The following is a 15,297-nucleotide window of genomic DNA, read 5'->3' on the forward strand; positions in this document are numbered from 1 at the left end:
CACCATGAACCACCGCACCCTCATCGCCGCTGCCATCACGCTACTATTTGCAACCGGTACGCACGCTCAGGCTCAGTCTGCCAGTGAGCCGATCCGGATCGGCTTCATCACCGACATGTCGGGTCCGTACGCCGACACCGACGGTGCCGGCGGCCTCGAAGCGATCCGCATGGCCGTCGAGGATGCCGGTGGCAAGGTGCTCGGCAAGAAGATCGAAATCCTGTCGGCCGACCATCAGAACAAGGCAGACACCGCTGCCGTGACGGCGCGCGAATGGGTTGACCGGCGCAACCTCAAATTGCTGATCGGTGGCGTCAATTCCGGTGCCGGCCTGGCCATGAACAACGTCATGGCCGAGAAGAAGCAGGTCTACATCAACATCGGTGCCGCCACCGCCAAGCTCACCAACGAAGAATGCACGCCGTACACCGTCCACTACGAATACGACACCGTTGCGCTGGCCAAGGGCACCGGTTCGGCCGTCGTCGCTGCGGGCGGCAAATCCTGGTTCTTCCTGATCGCCGATTACGCGTTCGGCCATTCGCTGTTTGCCGATACCTCCGAAGTCATCAAGGCCAGCGGCGGCACCGTGGTCGGTTCGGCCAAACATCCGCCGACGGCCAACGACATGTCGTCATTCATCCTGCAGGCACAGGCTTCGAAAGCGCAGGTGCTGGGTCTGGCCAATGCCGGTTCGGACACCATCAACTCGATCAAAAGCGCGCGCGATTTCGGTCTGACCAGGGACATGAAGATCGCCGGCTTGCTGATGGTTATCAACGATATCCACGGCTTGGGCCTGCCGGTCGCGCAAGGCTTGCTGATGACGGATAGCTGGTACTGGGACAAGGACGAGGCGTCGCGCAAGTTCGCCAATCGCTTCTTCCTGAAGATGAAGAAGATGCCGAGCACGCATCAGGCGGCGGCCTATTCGGCAACGATGACGTATCTGCGGGCGGTGACTCAGGCAAAGACTGATGACGCCGACGCGGTCATGGCCGAACTGAAGAAAATGAAACTCGACGATTTTTACAGCAAGGGTTACATCCGCCAGGATGGTCGCTACATTCACGACATGTATCTGATGCAGGTGAAGACCCCGGCCGAGTCGAAGAAGCCATGGGATTATCTGAAGATGGTTGCGACGATACCGGGCGAGGAAGCGTTCACCAAGGTGGCGGATTCGAAGTGTTATTTGCTGAAGAAATAAGCGGGAGGACTTTCTTCTTTTATCGCGGGCGCCCGTTTTTCAATACCGCTTCATAGTTCTGCCGCGCCGCCCACGTCATCGTAGGGTGGGCACGATACTTCTTGTGTCCACCCTACGCACGACCGATGGCAGGCTCATTCAAGGTAGGGTGCAATAACCAACGGGCATTGCACCGTTTGTCGTGCACCGTGCGCTGATGTCGCTGCACGGTGCAATGCCCTTCGGTTATTGCACCCTACGCACTGGCGTGAAAACGACAACACGGACCATCAACGTTCGGCGTTGGCTTTTTTTAATTCTGCAGCCAGGCTTGTGCGGACCTCGACAATCGTGATGCCACGTGTCGGATCTGCCTTGATGGCGTCGTAGGCCGGGCCGGCTTCATTCTCCAGCCACAGATCGATCTCGCTATTTTCGTCAGGCAAACTTCCCTCCGCATCCCGAACAGAAGCGCGCCTCGGATAACCGCGCCGCACCGCATTCCCCGCAAAAATTTTCTGCCGACGCCACCGCCACCGGTGGCACCAGGTCCTGCAAGACCTGCGCGACCGTGGCCTGCGCTGCTTGTCCGCTCTGCGTCGCAGCGATCTTGCCGAGGTCGTCGGCGTTGGTTGGGGCGACAAACATCGAGCGGGCGCGAGCGAATTCCGACAGGTGTGCGGCAAGGCCGCTGGTGATGTCGCTCTGGCCGTTCATGGCCGTGATCCAGCGTTTCTGGTCCTTGCCGAAGACCACTGATTCGATCCGCGCCGTCCAGACCCGCATCGTCATCGCGTCGACATGGATGCCGTTGCTCTCGGTACGCACTGTGCTTGAAAAATCATTGCCGAGCCGGTTGCGTGCCGTCGTGTACTGGCCGGCCAGTTCAAGCCAGATGACTTCCGACACGAAGTCGAAGCGGCCCCAGAGTTTTTCGGATGAGCGAAAACAAAAGCGGCCTACCGAAAACGCGACGAAGGCAAAGGTCAGGTAAGCGACTATCGATAGTTCGAACGTGCCGGCTTCGAAGCGCATCACGAATAGCAGCAGCGCGACCGCGCCGGCGCACAGCATCGCCAAGCCATACAGGTTCAGGATCACCAGCCAGCGGCTGCGCGCGCCGGCAAGGGCGGCGGGGAGCGACAGCGCAGAAAGTACTTCGGCTGGCACCGGCTGGGTTTCCTCGACGATTTCGCCGCTGAAGCTGCCGGTGGCAGTCGACGAATCGACTACCGGATCGATGCGGGCGTAGCGCCGGTTAGGGATTTTTTCGACCCATTTCTGCTGCATCACCCGATCGAATTCGTTGATGATCTGGCCCGGATGGGTGTTGATGTTCAGACTCAGGACTTCGCAGCTCATGTTGGTGGCAGGCGGCGCGGACAATTGGCGGATCAGTGCAACGAAGAACAGTGCCACCGAACCCAGCGCGGCCAGCAGCAGGAACAAGGCCTGCCAGTGCAGCGTCAGCCAGTGCAGTTCAGGCAGGGAGCGGGCAAAGAGCGCGATGATCACAGGTCCGATGACGGCGGCGACGACCAGCGCGATGATGCCGGTTTCATTGACGCTGGCTTGCTGCTCGACGGTCATCGGTCGCAGCACGAGCCAGGCCGCAAACGTAAAGTAAAAGAGGCCGACCCACTGCGCCGTTTGCGGCTGCGAAAAACCCATCCACGCGACCAGCAGCGACACCAGCGTCAGTGCGATGACGAGGCCATTCCTGAATTGCGACTGTGCTAGTTGCTGCACCGGCAGCGGCGCCAGGATCAGCCGTGGGAAGCGGTCGTAGAGCAAGCCATTGAGCGCGCCGGCAGGCTCCGGAAAACTGAGGGCGCCGCGGCGCAAGTCATCCTGGACGGCATCAATGTGCTGTGATTTTCCGGTCATGCCGTGTTGCAGTTCCGGTGCCAGGCCCACCGGCAGCGCGCGGCCGAAGAAAAACCGCAGCCGCGTCATGCCGGTCGCGCCGCAGCGGATGCCGTAAGCGATGAGCAGGATGCCGGCGATCACCGGCACGGCGAATTTGATGTTGAGACCGGTCAGATTGCTGCGTGCAGCCAATAGGGACAACAGGCCGCAGATCAGATAGAACGCGCTGACCGCGAACTGGAACAGGTTTTCTATCCGGTACGGATTGGGCAATTCGAGGCGCTGGCTCTCGGAACTGTAGTCATAGGCCATCGTCGCTTCCCCGAAAATTGATCATTACAAATAGTAGATCAGTAGGCGCGCTTGTCCGATTTGATTTCTTGCAAGATCATCGTCGCGATTTCTTCGATCGACTTGGCGGTCGACGACATCCAGCGTATGCCCTCGCGCCGCATCATCGCCTCGGCTTCGTTGATCTCGTAGCGGCAGTTCTCGATCGCGGCATATTTGCTGCCGGGACGGCGTTCATTGCGCACTTCCGACAGGCGATCCGGTGCGATCGACAGGCCGAAAATCTTTGCCTTGTAGGGCAGCAAGCCGCTAGGCAATTTGCCGCGCTCGAAGTCTTCGGGGATCAGCGGATAGTTGGCGGCCTTGATGCCGTATTGCATGGCCAGATACAGCGTCGTCGGCGTCTTGCCGGATCGCGAGACACCGACCAGGATCACGTCGGCCATCGCCAGGTTTTTGTGCGACTGGCCATCGTCATGCGCCAGTGAAAAATTGATTGCCTCGATACGGTTCTTGTAATCGTCAGAGTCGGCGATGTTATGGCTGCGACCGACCGTGTGGGTCGATTTTGCACCGAGCTCGAGTTCGAGCGGCTTGACGAAGGTCTGGATCAGGTCCATCACCATGCCGTTGGATTGACCGATGATTTTTGATAGCTCGGATTGGATCAAGGTCGAAAAAATAATCGGTCGCTTGCCCTCGGCCTTGAACGCTTCGTTGATCCGTTGTGCCGCATCGTGCGCCTTGTCGACGGTATCGATGAAAGGCATCCGTATCTGGCGAAAGCGCAAGTCGAACTGGGTCAGTACCGCATGGCCAAAAGTCTCTGCCGTGATGCCGGTGCCATCGGAGACAAAAAAAACAGTGCGGTCAATGGCGCTAAGCTGATGCGGGGTAAGTTCGGGTGAATTCATGGTCCATAGAGAGCGAGAAAAACAGGTTGCTGACGTCAAATCCGATGGCAGCGGTTAAAATGGCCGCCAAACTTGTCACCGGTTGGCCGGACGAAAAAAACAAAGTGTAAAGGCCAACGTGACGCACGTGCAGATTTCTTATCATCAAGCAGAGGTACTCATGACTAACGCAGCACAAACAGGAGCATCCGCAGACGCCAGCTATGTCATTGCTTTCGAAAATTTGCGAATGACGGATGTGGATTCCGTCGGCGGCAAGAATTCGTCGCTCGGCGAAATGATCAGCCAGCTGGCCGGCGCCGGCGTCCGTGTTCCGGGCGGCTTTGCCACCACGGCGCAGGCCTTCCGCGATTTCCTGTCCTTCAGCGATAACGGCGGTGCACCATTGGCCCAGCGTATTGCTGACCGCCTGGTCGATCTCGATATCGACGATGTCCGCGCCCTGGCGCAAGCCGGTAACCAGATCCGCGAATGGATCGTCGAGACGCCATTCCAGCCGCGTCTGCAAGCCGAAATCGAAACTTTCTACAACCAGCTCGTCGCCGATTCCACCAGCGAAATGTCGTTCGCCGTGCGCTCGTCAGCCACCGCCGAAGACTTGCCGGATGCGTCGTTTGCCGGCCAGCAGGAAACCTTCCTCAATGTCGTCGGCATCGACAACGTGCTCGAAGCAATGAAGCACGTATTCGCTTCGCTGTACAACGACCGCGCGATTTCGTATCGCGTTCACAAGGGTTTCACCCACGCCGAAGTCGCCTTGTCGGCTGGCGTGCAGCGCATGGTGCGCTCTGACCTGGGTGCTGCCGGCGTGATGTTTACGCTCGATACCGAATCCGGTTTCCGCGATGTGGTGTTCATCACTTCAAGCTACGGCCTCGGTGAAACCGTGGTGCAGGGCGCGGTCAATCCGGACGAGTTCTATGTCCACAAACCAATGCTGGAACTGGGCAAATTGCCTATCATCCGCCGCAATATCGGCTCGAAACTGATCAAGATGGAATTCACCGGCGAGGCAAAAGCCGGCCGTTCGGTCAAGACCGTCGATGTCCCGATCGAAATGCGCAACCGCTATTCGCTCAACGACAACGAGATCGTCGAACTGTCGAAGTACGCCGTCATCATCGAAAAACATTATGGCCGCCCGATGGATATCGAGTGGGGCAAGGACGGTCGCGACGGCAAGCTGTACATCCTGCAGGCACGTCCCGAGACCGTCAAATCGCAACAGAAAGCGACCGACGCGCAACAGCGCTTCAAGCTCAAGGGCAGCAGCACCGTGCTGGTCCATGGTCGTGCAATCGGCCAGAAAATCGGCGCCGGTCCGGTTCGCGTGATCCACGATGCCGCCGACATGGAACGCGTCCAGCCGGGCGACGTGCTGGTCGCCGACATGACCGACCCGAACTGGGAACCGGTCATGAAGCGCGCTGCCGCCATCGTCACCAATCGCGGTGGCCGTACCTGTCACGCCGCGATCATCGCGCGTGAACTGGGCGTGCCTGCCGTGGTCGGTTGCGGCGATGCGACCGAGATCCTGAAAGACGGTACGTTTGTCACCGTGTCTTGCGCCGAAGGCGACGAGGGCAAGATCTATGACGGCCTGCTTGAAACCGAAATCACCGAAGTGCTGCGCGGCGAACTGCCGAAGTTGCCACTGAAAATCATGATGAACGTCGGCAATCCGCAGCTGGCCTTTGACTTCCAGTCGATCCCGAACAACGGTGTCGGGCTGGCGCGTCTTGAGTTCATCATCAACAACAACATCGGCGTGCATCCGAAAGCCATTCTCGAGTATCCGAACATCGATGCCGATCTGAAAAAAGCGGTCGAGTCGGTCGCGCGCGGCCATGCTTCGCCGAAGGCGTTCTATGTCGATAAGCTGGCCGAAGGCATGGCAACCATCGCTGCCGCTTTCTGGCCTAAGCCAGTCATCGTGCGCCTGTCCGACTTCAAGTCGAACGAGTACAAGAAACTGATCGGCGGATCGCGCTACGAGCCGGACGAAGAAAACCCGATGCTGGGTTTCCGTGGCGCGGCGCGTTATTTGTCGGCCGACTTTGCCGAGTCGTTCGAGATGGAATGTCTGGCCATGAAGCGCGTGCGCAATGACATGGGCCTGACCAACGTCGAGATCATGGTGCCGTTCGTGCGGACCCTCGGACAAGCCGAAAAAGTCGTCAACCTGCTCGGCAAGAACGGCCTCAAGCGCGGTGAGAACGGCTTGCGTCTGATCATGATGTGCGAAGTGCCATCGAACGCAATCCTGGCCGAACAGTTCCTCGAATTTTTCGACGGCTTCTCGATCGGCTCGAACGACCTGACCCAGCTGACGCTGGGCCTGGACCGCGACTCCGGCATGGAATTGCTGGCCGCCGATTTTGACGAACGTGACCCTGCAGTGCGGGCCTTGCTGTCGAAAGCGATTGCCGCCTGCCGCGCAGCGGGCAAGTACATCGGCATCTGCGGCCAGGGTCCATCGGACCATCCTGACTTCGCCGAATGGCTGATGCTCGAAGGGATCGAATCGATTTCTCTTAACCCGGATTCGGTCATCGATACCTGGCAAAAACTGGCGGCGCTGAACAAGCCAGCCTGAAAGCGGAAGTCATCGTCAAATTAAAGCATCTACCGGAACCGGAAAATGCCTCAATATGATCTGCAACCCCGGAGCTCTCGCGGCTACCGGGGTTTTTTTATGGGGAAGGAATAATCATGGCGCAATGGATGATGTGGATGACGGTGGTTGGCGTGCTGGTCACGCTGGAAATATTCTCCGGTACGTTCTATCTGCTGATGATCGCTACCGGTGCGGGTGCCGGCGCAATCGCGGCCTATGCCGGCTTGGATACGCCGCTGCAACTGCTGGTGGCTGGCGTGGTCGGAGTCGGCGCGACGATTGCGCTTAATCGCAGCAAGCTGGGCAAGGGCAGTCGCCTGGTCGCGGCGCGCGATCCCAACATCAATCTCGACGTCGGACAAATGATCACGGTCGACGAGTGGAAGCATCCGGTCGGCGGCCGCTCGAGTGCGCGGGCGCGCTATCGCGGCGCACTGTGGGACGTCGAACACATCGGTACCGGCCTGCCTTCGGCGGGCGTGCACGAGATCAAGGAAATCCGCGGTAGTTGCCTGCTCGTGGCAGCGCCGTCTGCAACCCCCCATCCACAACCACAAGCAAAGAGGTAATCCATGGACTTCAGTTTTGGTAGCGTCTCGCTGATCCTTTTCATTCTGGCCGTGGTCTTCGTGATGAAGACCATCAATATCGTTCCGCAGCAGACTGCACTGGTCGTGGAGCGCCTCGGCAAGTACCACACGACGCTGGCACCGGGCTTGCACATCGTGATCCCGTTCATCGACCGGGTCGCCTACAAGCACATCCTGAAAGAGATTCCGCTGGATGTGCCGCCGCAAGTCTGTATCACCAAGGACAACACGCAGCTGCAGGTCGACGGTGTGCTGTATTTCCAGGTAACCGATCCGAAGCTGGCCTCGTACGGTTCCTCGAATTACCTCCTTGCGATTACCCAGTTGGCGCAAACTACGCTGCGTTCGGTGATTGGCAAGATGGAACTCGACAAGACTTTCGAAGAGCGCGAACAGATCAATATCGCCATCGTCAATGCGATCGATGAATCGGCTGCGAACTGGGGCGTGAAAGTGATGCGCTACGAGATCAAGGATCTGACACCACCGAAAGAAATCCTGCTCGCGATGCAGGCGCAAATTACGGCCGAGCGCGAAAAGCGTGCCTTGATCGCCGCCTCGGAAGGTCGTCGGCAAGAGCAGATCAATATTGCCAATGGCGAACGCGAAGCGCAAATTGCCAGGTCGGAAGGTGACCAGCAGGCCTCGATCAACCGCGCCCAGGGGCAGGCTGCTGCGATCGTGGCGTTGGCTGAAGCCAATGCCGATGCGTTACGCAAAACCTCATCGGCGATTCTGGAGCCGGGTGGTTCGGACGCGGTTAACCTGAAGGTGGCAGAGCAGTATGTCGCCGCGTTCTCGCAACTGGCCAAGACGAACAATTCGATCATCGTGCCGGCCAATCTCAGCGACATCAGCGGCCTGATTGCAGGTGCGATGCAGGTGGTGAAGTCGCAGCAGAAGGGGTGATGTAGTCCGCTCGCGTGCACGAAAAAACCGTGCCCGCACGAAGACACCTCGCAGCAGCAGACTAGCGGCGATGCGTCTTCATCGCCTGCGCGACCTCGCGCTGACCGTCACGGTCGCGCTCGGTGGCGCGTTTGTCGTGCTGCTTCTTACCTTTGGCCAGGCCGACTTCGAGTTTGATGCGACCACCGACGTAATGCAGGTTGATCGGCACCAGCGTGTAGCCGGAGCGCTCGACCTTGATGATCATCTTCTTGATTTCGGCTGCGTGCAGCAGCAACTTGCGGGTGCGCGTGGCTTCAGGGTGGACGTGGGTCGAGGTCGACGTCAGGGCGCTGATGTGTGCGCCGAACAGGAACACCTCGTTGTTGCGCACGATCACGTACGCTTCCTTGAGCTGGACGCGGCCGGCACGGATCGATTTGGCTTCCCAGCCTTGCAGCGAAAGGCCGGCTTCGAAGCGCTCTTCGACAAAGTAATCGTGGAATGCTTTTCTGTTATCAACTATGGTCATGAGGTAAAGATCGATGCGGTCGGTTAGAATTTCGGACTTCTGAGTTGATCAAGCGGTTCAAACAATGGCAGTCGTTCACAAATCCGTTCTTCTGGGCTACAGCGCAGAGCAAATGTTCGCACTGGTAGACAAGGTCGAAGACTATCCCATATTTCTGCCATGGTGTGGCGGCGTCGAAGTGCGCTCGCGCGAAGACAACAAGCTGACCGCGACATTGAGCATCAATTATCACGGCATCCGGCAAACCTTCACCACCGAAAATACCAATCAGCCGCCAAGGCTGATGACGATGCGGCTGGTCGACGGACCATTCAAATTGCTCAACGGTGCCTGGAATTTCAAGCCGTTGCGCAGCGATGCCTGCAAGATCGACTTCGAGCTGCACTATGAATTTTCGAACCGCCTGATCGAAGGTGTCATCGGCCCGGTCTTCCATATCATCGCCAACAGTTTTGTGGACTCGTTCTGCAAGCGAGCCGAGGTGGTCTATGGATGAGGCGCTGATGCCGGTGCAGGTGTGCTACGCGACACCCGCGGAACAGCGGTTGGTATCCCTGGCGCTGCCGGTCGGCAGCACTATCGCCGATGCGGTACGCCTGGCGATGCCTGACATGGATGTCGACCAGCACCGGCTTGGCATCTTCAGCAAGCTGAAAACGCCGGAGACCGTGTTGCGCGCGCAGGATCGTGTCGAAATCTACCGGCCGCTGCAGGCCGATCCCAAAGACGCACGGCGCAAACGCGCCAAGTAAAGCTGAGCGCCGTCGATATCGCGGTTTGCGTCAGCGGCAATCGTTGACTACTTTTCGGGTGTTGCGGATTTCGACGTCGCGCTGGTTGTCATTCAACGTATATCGCTCGCCATTCTTGTCGGTACTGGCGATCCGCATTCCCTCTTCGAGGCTGCGCTGATACGCCCGGGCGCGCGCGCAATTGGCCGTCTTGTCGGCAGCGACGGCCTTTTCATCAGCGGCCTTCTTGTCCTTGTCGGCCTGTTCCATCCGGCGCTGCCGGAAGTCGGCATTGCGCTCGGCAGTGCTCAAGGGTGCGGTGGCAGTGGTCGCTGCGGGCGCACTTTCGGTATCGGCTCGCGGTTCGGATGACGGCTCTTTCAGGATATCTCTGCGTGGTATCGATGCCGGCGGCGGCTGGTCGGAAAACTGCTTTCCGCCTTTGGCATCGCGCCACACATATTGTGCTGATGCGGCACCCGAGAACAGCAGGGCGGCAATCACGGAAGCGAATTTCAGCGAGATCAGGTTCATGGTTTCCTTGTTGATCTGGATTAACTGATGGTCACGATTTCGCCATGCTTTGGCAAGCCTGTCAATGCGCGGGCCTTGCTAGTTGATGAAGGGCACTGAAACTCCGATGGCGGAGGGCTTTTCTGTATAATTCGATTTTGCGCCAATAGGAAATACTATGCGTCTTCTTCAAAAGGCACTCACATTCGATGATGTGCTGCTCGTCCCGGCTTATTCGAACATCCTCCCCAAAGACACCATTTTGCAAACGCGCTTGTCACGCAACATCACGCTCAATATTCCATTGCTCTCCGCAGCGATGGATACGGTAACCGAATCCCGCCTGGCGATTGCAATGGCGCAAGAAGGCGGTATCGGCATCATCCACAAGAACCTGACCCCCCGCGAGCAAGCCCGTGAAGTATCCCGGGTCAAGCGTTTTGAATCCGGCGTCGTGCGTGACCCGATCACGATCCCGCCGAACATGAAGATCCGTGATGTCATTTCACTGTCGGCCCAGCACGGCATCAGCGGCTTTCCTGTTGTCGAAGGCAAGATGGTCATCGGCATCATCACCAACCGCGACCTGCGCTTCGAAGAAGAACTCGACGCCGAAGTCCGCGCCAAAATGACCGTGCGCGAAAAGCTGGTCTTCGTCAAGGACGGTGCTGAATTGTCCGAAGCAAAACGCCTGATGAACAAGCACCGTCTTGAGCGCGTACTGGTGGTCAACGATGACTTCGAATTGCGCGGCCTGATCACTGTCAAGGACATCCAGAAATCCACCGAACACCCGTTCGCCTGCAAGGACGAGCACGGCAAGTTGCGCGTTGGTGCGGCCGTTGGCGTCGGTGCCGACAATGACGAGCGCATCGAATTGCTGGCTGCGGCCGGCGTCGATGTGGTCGTCGTCGATACCGCCCACGGTCACTCACAAGGTGTGCTGGACCGCGTCAAATGGGTCAAGACCAACTTCCCGCATATCGATGTCATTGGCGGAAATATCGCCACGGCAGCGGCGGCAAAAGCGCTTGCCGACTACGGTGCTGATGGCGTCAAGGTCGGTATCGGCCCGGGCTCGATCTGCACCACCCGCATCGTCGCCGGTGTTGGCGTACCGCAGATTTCAGCGATCTCGAATGTTGCGCAAGCGCTCAAGGGCACCGGTATTCCGTGCATCGCCGATGGCGGTATCCGCTTCTCGGGCGATATCTCGAAGGCATTGGCGGCAGGCGCGTCCAGCGTGATGATGGGCAGCATGTTCGCCGGTACCGAAGAAGCACCGGGCGAAGTGATTCTGTTCCAGGGCCGCAGCTACAAGTCCTATCGCGGCATGGGCAGCATGGCCGCGATGGCCGATGGGTCGGCAGACCGGTATTTCCAGGACGCCGGTAGCGGCAACGACAAGTTCGTGCCCGAAGGTATCGAAGGCCGTGTCGCCTACAAGGGCAGCGTGCTGGCCATCCTGTACCAGCTGGTTGGCGGCGTGCGTTCATCAATGGGTTATTGCGGTTGCGCAACCATCGAAGAGCTGCGCGAAAAAGCCGAGTTCGTCGAGATCACTTCAGCCGGCATGCGTGAATCGCACGTCCACGATGTGCAGATCACCAAGGAAGCCCCGAACTATCGGGCCGAGTAATTGCTCCTTGTTGTTGTCCGGTAGGGCTGGCGGATTTCCGCGCAGCCCTACTGACGTTTTATTGACCCGTATTTTTTGCCGAGCTAGCCATGCATTCCAAAATTCTGATCCTCGATTTCGGTTCCCAGGTAACCCAGCTGATTGCGCGCCGCGTGCGCGACGCGGGCGTGTTTTCTGAAGTCTTTCCGTACGATGTCAGCGACGAGTTCGTGCGTAACTACGGCGCTGCCGGCGTGATCCTGTCGGGCGGCCCGAACTCGGTTATCGACGGCGATACGCCACGCGTGCCGCAAGCCGTGTTCGAACTAGGCGTGCCGGTGTTCGGTATCTGCTACGGCATGCAGGCAATGGCCGAGCAACTCGGCGGCAAGGTCGAGAATGGCACCGTGCGCGAGTTCGGTTACGCCGAAGTGCGGGCGCGCGGCCATACCGGACTGCTTGATGGCATCAGCGACTTCACCACGGACGAAGGCCACGGCATGCTCAAGGTCTGGATGAGCCATGGCGACAAGGTCACCGAACTGCCGGCCGGCTTCAAGCTGATGGCCTCGAACGAGAGCTGCCCGATCGCTGCCATCGCCGATGAAACACGGCATTTTTACGCAGTGCAATTCCATCCCGAAGTCACCCACACGATTCAGGGCAAGGCCATCATCGGCCGCTTCGTGCATGAAATCTGCGGCTGCAAATCGGACTGGAACATGCCCGATTACATCGCCGAAGCGGTCGCATCGATCCGCCAGCAAGTCGGCAGCGACGAAGTCATTCTGGGCTTGTCCGGCGGTGTCGACAGCAGTGTGGCAGCGGCGCTGATCCATCGCGCCATCGGTGACCAGCTGACCTGCGTGTTCGTCGACCACGGCCTGCTGCGCTTGAACGAAGGCGACATGGTCATGGACATGTTCGCCAACAACCTCGGTGTCAAGGTCATCCGTGTCGATGCCACCGACCAGTTCATGGGACACCTCGCCGGCGTCACCGATCCCGAAGCCAAGCGCAAGATCATCGGCCGCGAATTCGTCGAAGTGTTCCAGGTCGAATCGGCCAAGCTGAAAAATGCCAAGTGGCTGGCGCAGGGCACGATTTACCCGGACGTGATTGAAAGCGCCGGCAAGGGCAAGAAGGGCCACACGATCAAGAGCCACCACAACGTCGGCGGCCTGCCTGAAACCCTGAACCTGAAACTGCTCGAGCCATTGCGCGAACTGTTCAAGGACGAAGTGCGCGCCCTCGGCGTCGCGCTCGGATTGCCGCCAACGATGGTGTACCGCCATCCGTTTCCGGGCCCGGGCCTGGGCGTGCGGATCCTCGGCGAAGTCAAGAAGGAATACGCTGACCTGCTGCGCCGCGCCGACGCGATCTTCATCGACGAGCTGCGCAATTGCACGCTCGACCTGCCGACCGGCATCGACCAGCAAGGCATCGTCAAGAACTGGTACGAAGGCACCAGCCAGGCGTTTGCGGTGTTCCTGCCGGTGAAGTCGGTCGGCGTGATGGGCGATGGCCGCACCTATGAATACGTGGTGGCGCTGCGCGCCGTGCAGACGCAGGATTTCATGACGGCGCACTGGGCGCATCTGCCGCACGAACTATTGGGTCGCGTGTCGAACCGGATCATTAACGAAGTGCGCGGCATCAACCGCGTGGTCTACGATATTTCGGGCAAGCCGCCGGCGACGATTGAGTGGGAATGATCCTGCGTCTGGCATCAGTTGGCAGCTGATGGCACCAAAACACCCGTAAGCCCGCGTAAATGCGGGTTTTTTGCTTTTTGGTCCTGCATTGGCTGGCACCTGTAAGCACCGGCAAGCACACTTTTCTTATGGTATGACGGATGGTACTATCTCGTTTGATATCACAATGACATCTAATACCATGCCACGAACTTCATGCAGCGCATGGCATTAAAAATTCATAACATCATGATTTTTAAATAGAAAAAGGCGATTTTCTAGCCAATTCTGATCATGGTATTTTGAACCTTGATAGGACGAATGCCATGCTGACCGATACCAAGCTGCGCAACATCAAGCCGCAGGACAAGCTCTACAAAGTCAACGACCGCGATGGCCTCTATGTGGCCGTCACACCGGCCGGAGCGATCTCGTTCCGCTACAACTACTCGATCAACGGCAGGCAGGAAACCATCACCTTCGGACGTTATGGCACTGGAGGCATCACCCTGTCGGAAGCTCGCGAGCAGTTGGGCGAGGCCAAGAAGATGATCTCTAACGGGAAGTCACCGGCCAGAGAGAAGGCGCGAGACAAAGCCCGCATAAAAGATGCTGAGACATTCGGTGCTTGGGCGGAAAAGTGGTTGCGCGGCTACCAGATGGCCGACTCGACCCGCGACATGCGTCGCGCGGTCTATGAACGAGAGTTGAAGCCCAAGTTCGGCAACCAGAAGCTGGTCGAGATCACGCACGAGGACTTGCGCACCCTGACCGATACCATCGTGGAACGCGGCGCACCGGCCACAGCAGTGCACGTGCGTGAGGTCGTGATGCAGGTGTTCCGGTGGGCGATTGAACGTGGCCAGAAAGTTGAAAATCCGGCGGATATGGTCAGGCCGACCACCATTGCCAAGTTTGAACCCCGCGACCGGGCGCTGACACCCGACGAGATCGGAGTGATGTACCAATACATGGAGCGTATTGGCACCACGCCTTCCATTCGAGCTGCTGCCAAGCTGCTACTGCTGACGATGGTGCGCAAGAGCGAGCTGACGAACGCGACATGGAGCGAGGTCAATTTTAGCGAGGCGCTTTGGACTGTTCCCAAGGAGCGGATGAAGCGGCGCAACCCGCATCACGTTTATCTATCTCGGCAGGCGTTGGACATATTCATTGCGCTCAAGACGTTCGCAGGTGGTTCCGAATACGTGCTGCCCTCGCGTTATGACTCGGACTTGCCAATGAGCAGTGCCACCCTTAACCAGGTGCTGACGCTGACCTACAGATTGGCACAGAAGGAGGGCAAGATGCTGGCGAAGTTCGGACCGCATGACCTTCGCCGAACGGCAAGCACGTTGCTGCATGAAGCTGGATACAACACCGACTGGATTGAAAAGTGTCTCGCCCACGAGCAGAAAGGCGTGAGGGCGGTGTACAACAAAGCCGAGTATCGAGAGCAACGCACGGCGATGCTGCGAGACTGGGCTGACATGATTGATGAGTGGACGGTCAAGCTACCGCGATCGACGGAGTGAATCCGGGTCGGGTGGCCTGGTTGCCCGATGACTTCCTCGCCTCGATCCATTCCTCAACCTCGGTCAAGTCCCAGGCCACGTTGCGGCTGGTGAGCGCGATGCGGCGCGGGAATTCTCCCCGTTGCTCCATGTTGAAGATCGTGCGCTCAGACAATGGAATCATCGCCAGTAGTTTCTTTCGGTTGATGAGCGTCTTGTTTGTCATTACGTGCATGCCTTGTCCTCTTTCAGTCACTTGCGAACATGTGCCTGATGGTGCCTGGCAATGCAGATTATGTCGGCCTAGTTGTTGGTCAATTTGGTTGACGCCACGTGA

The 15,297-nt window shown here is 58.5% G+C and carries 15 protein-coding genes; 9 read left to right on the top strand and 6 right to left on the bottom strand.

Going from position 1 to position 15,297, the window contains the following annotated elements; translation table 11 throughout:
* The first annotated feature begins 4 nt into the window (after nt 1-4).
* Nucleotides 5-1,210 carry an ABC transporter substrate-binding protein gene (locus RHM62_RS09325; protein ID WP_322125205.1) on the top strand — a complete coding sequence of 402 codons (1,206 nt, stop codon included), beginning with the start codon at nt 5-7 and terminating at the stop codon, nt 1,208-1,210.
* 269 nt (nt 1,211-1,479) lie between these two features.
* Here the strand turns inward: RHM62_RS09325 and RHM62_RS09330 are convergent, their stop codons facing one another.
* The 3 genes from RHM62_RS09330 to RHM62_RS09340 are packed head-to-tail and all read right to left on the bottom strand — an operon-like array spanning nt 1,480 to nt 4,263.
* Complete coding sequence (locus RHM62_RS09330; protein WP_322125206.1) at nt 1,480-1,635, bottom strand: hypothetical protein; 156 nt, start codon at nt 1,633-1,635, stop codon at nt 1,480-1,482.
* A complete protein-coding gene (locus RHM62_RS09335; protein ID WP_322125207.1) occupies nt 1,628-3,370 on the bottom strand; it encodes a zinc ribbon domain-containing protein in 1,743 nt (580 codons plus the stop codon). The genes RHM62_RS09330 and RHM62_RS09335 overlap by 8 nt, the downstream gene beginning before the upstream one ends.
* A 38-nt stretch (nt 3,371-3,408) precedes the next feature.
* The gene (locus RHM62_RS09340; RefSeq protein ID WP_322125208.1) at nt 3,409-4,263 is read right to left on the bottom strand and encodes a pyruvate, water dikinase regulatory protein; all 855 of its coding nucleotides are present in this window, start codon (nt 4,261-4,263) and stop codon (nt 3,409-3,411) included.
* Between the two features lie 160 nt (nt 4,264-4,423).
* On the opposite strand from RHM62_RS09340, the gene ppsA reads away from it, so the two are divergent.
* The 3 genes from ppsA (at nt 4,424) to RHM62_RS09355 (ending at nt 8,379) form a co-directional block, all read left to right on the top strand.
* A complete protein-coding gene (gene ppsA / locus RHM62_RS09345; protein ID WP_322125209.1) occupies nt 4,424-6,859 on the top strand; it encodes a phosphoenolpyruvate synthase in 2,436 nt (811 codons plus the stop codon).
* A gap of 116 nt (nt 6,860-6,975) precedes the next feature.
* Nucleotides 6,976-7,449 carry an NfeD family protein gene (locus RHM62_RS09350; protein ID WP_322125210.1) on the top strand — a complete coding sequence of 158 codons (474 nt, stop codon included), beginning with the start codon at nt 6,976-6,978 and terminating at the stop codon, nt 7,447-7,449.
* A gap of 3 nt (nt 7,450-7,452) precedes the next feature.
* Entirely contained in the window at nt 7,453-8,379 is a 927-nt protein-coding gene (locus tag RHM62_RS09355; protein WP_322125211.1) for a stomatin-like protein, read from the top strand.
* Nucleotides 8,380-8,440: 61 nt separating this feature from the next.
* Here the strand turns inward: RHM62_RS09355 and smpB are convergent, their stop codons facing one another.
* A complete protein-coding gene (gene smpB, locus RHM62_RS09360) occupies nt 8,441-8,890 on the bottom strand; it encodes an SsrA-binding protein SmpB (protein ID WP_009666255.1) in 450 nt (149 codons plus the stop codon).
* A 64-nt stretch (nt 8,891-8,954) separates the two neighbouring features.
* On the opposite strand from smpB, the gene RHM62_RS09365 reads away from it, so the two are divergent.
* Both RHM62_RS09365 and RHM62_RS09370 read left to right on the top strand, forming a co-directional pair.
* Nucleotides 8,955-9,386: a type II toxin-antitoxin system RatA family toxin gene (locus RHM62_RS09365; RefSeq protein ID WP_009666256.1), complete on the top strand. Its 432-nt coding sequence runs from the start codon at nt 8,955-8,957 to the stop codon at nt 9,384-9,386.
* Nucleotides 9,379-9,642, top strand: a complete 264-nt coding sequence (locus tag RHM62_RS09370; RefSeq protein ID WP_322125212.1) for an RnfH family protein — start codon at nt 9,379-9,381, stop codon at nt 9,640-9,642. The genes RHM62_RS09365 and RHM62_RS09370 overlap by 8 nt, the downstream gene beginning before the upstream one ends.
* 30 nt (nt 9,643-9,672) lie before the next feature.
* Here RHM62_RS09370 and RHM62_RS09375 read toward each other — a convergent pair whose 3' ends face one another.
* A complete protein-coding gene (locus RHM62_RS09375) occupies nt 9,673-10,155 on the bottom strand; it encodes a DUF4124 domain-containing protein (RefSeq protein ID WP_322125213.1) in 483 nt (160 codons plus the stop codon).
* A 157-nt stretch (nt 10,156-10,312) separates the two neighbouring features.
* Between RHM62_RS09375 and guaB the strand changes: the two genes are divergently transcribed.
* From guaB to RHM62_RS09390, 3 genes are all read left to right on the top strand, one after another.
* Nucleotides 10,313-11,773, top strand: a complete 1,461-nt coding sequence (gene guaB / locus RHM62_RS09380; RefSeq protein ID WP_322125214.1) for an IMP dehydrogenase — start codon at nt 10,313-10,315, stop codon at nt 11,771-11,773.
* Between the two features lie 89 nt (nt 11,774-11,862).
* A complete protein-coding gene (gene guaA, locus RHM62_RS09385; RefSeq protein ID WP_322125215.1) occupies nt 11,863-13,467 on the top strand; it encodes a glutamine-hydrolyzing GMP synthase in 1,605 nt (534 codons plus the stop codon).
* 305 nt (nt 13,468-13,772) lie between these two features.
* Nucleotides 13,773-14,981, top strand: coding sequence for a tyrosine-type recombinase/integrase (locus tag RHM62_RS09390; RefSeq protein ID WP_322125216.1), 1,209 nt, complete (start codon nt 13,773-13,775; stop codon nt 14,979-14,981).
* Here the strand turns inward: RHM62_RS09390 and RHM62_RS09395 are convergent.
* Nucleotides 14,956-15,195 (bottom strand): helix-turn-helix transcriptional regulator, encoded by a 240-nt coding sequence (locus RHM62_RS09395; RefSeq protein ID WP_416172304.1) that lies wholly within the window; start codon nt 15,193-15,195, stop codon nt 14,956-14,958. The two genes, RHM62_RS09390 and RHM62_RS09395, sit on opposite strands and share 26 nt — an antisense overlap.
* Between the last annotated feature and the right edge of the window lie 102 nt (nt 15,196-15,297).

This window comes from Actimicrobium sp. CCC2.4, assembly GCF_034347385.1.
In the GTDB taxonomy this organism is placed as follows: domain Bacteria; phylum Pseudomonadota; class Gammaproteobacteria; order Burkholderiales; family Burkholderiaceae_D; genus Actimicrobium.

Excerpts from the sequence above, each read along its gene's own strand:
- RHM62_RS09390 (WP_322125216.1), top strand. The coding sequence starts at position 13,773 with ATGCTGACCGATACCAAGCTGCGCAACATCAAGCCGCAGGACAAGCTC.
- RHM62_RS09350 (WP_322125210.1), top strand. The coding sequence starts at position 6,976 with ATGGCGCAATGGATGATGTGGATGACGGTGGTTGGCGTGCTGGTCACG.
- guaB (WP_322125214.1), top strand. The coding sequence starts at position 10,313 with ATGCGTCTTCTTCAAAAGGCACTCACATTCGATGATGTGCTGCTCGTC.
- smpB (WP_009666255.1), bottom strand. The coding sequence starts at position 8,890 with ATGACCATAGTTGATAACAGAAAAGCATTCCACGATTACTTTGTCGAA.
- guaA (WP_322125215.1), top strand. The coding sequence starts at position 11,863 with ATGCATTCCAAAATTCTGATCCTCGATTTCGGTTCCCAGGTAACCCAG.
- RHM62_RS09365 (WP_009666256.1), top strand. The coding sequence starts at position 8,955 with ATGGCAGTCGTTCACAAATCCGTTCTTCTGGGCTACAGCGCAGAGCAA.
- RHM62_RS09340 (WP_322125208.1), bottom strand. The coding sequence starts at position 4,263 with ATGAATTCACCCGAACTTACCCCGCATCAGCTTAGCGCCATTGACCGC.
- RHM62_RS09395 (WP_416172304.1), bottom strand. The coding sequence starts at position 15,195 with ATGCACGTAATGACAAACAAGACGCTCATCAACCGAAAGAAACTACTG.
- RHM62_RS09335 (WP_322125207.1), bottom strand. The coding sequence starts at position 3,370 with ATGGCCTATGACTACAGTTCCGAGAGCCAGCGCCTCGAATTGCCCAAT.
- RHM62_RS09370 (WP_322125212.1), top strand. The coding sequence starts at position 9,379 with ATGGATGAGGCGCTGATGCCGGTGCAGGTGTGCTACGCGACACCCGCG.
- ppsA (WP_322125209.1), top strand. The coding sequence starts at position 4,424 with ATGACTAACGCAGCACAAACAGGAGCATCCGCAGACGCCAGCTATGTC.
- RHM62_RS09355 (WP_322125211.1), top strand. The coding sequence starts at position 7,453 with ATGGACTTCAGTTTTGGTAGCGTCTCGCTGATCCTTTTCATTCTGGCC.
- RHM62_RS09375 (WP_322125213.1), bottom strand. The coding sequence starts at position 10,155 with ATGAACCTGATCTCGCTGAAATTCGCTTCCGTGATTGCCGCCCTGCTG.
- RHM62_RS09325 (WP_322125205.1), top strand. The coding sequence starts at position 5 with ATGAACCACCGCACCCTCATCGCCGCTGCCATCACGCTACTATTTGCA.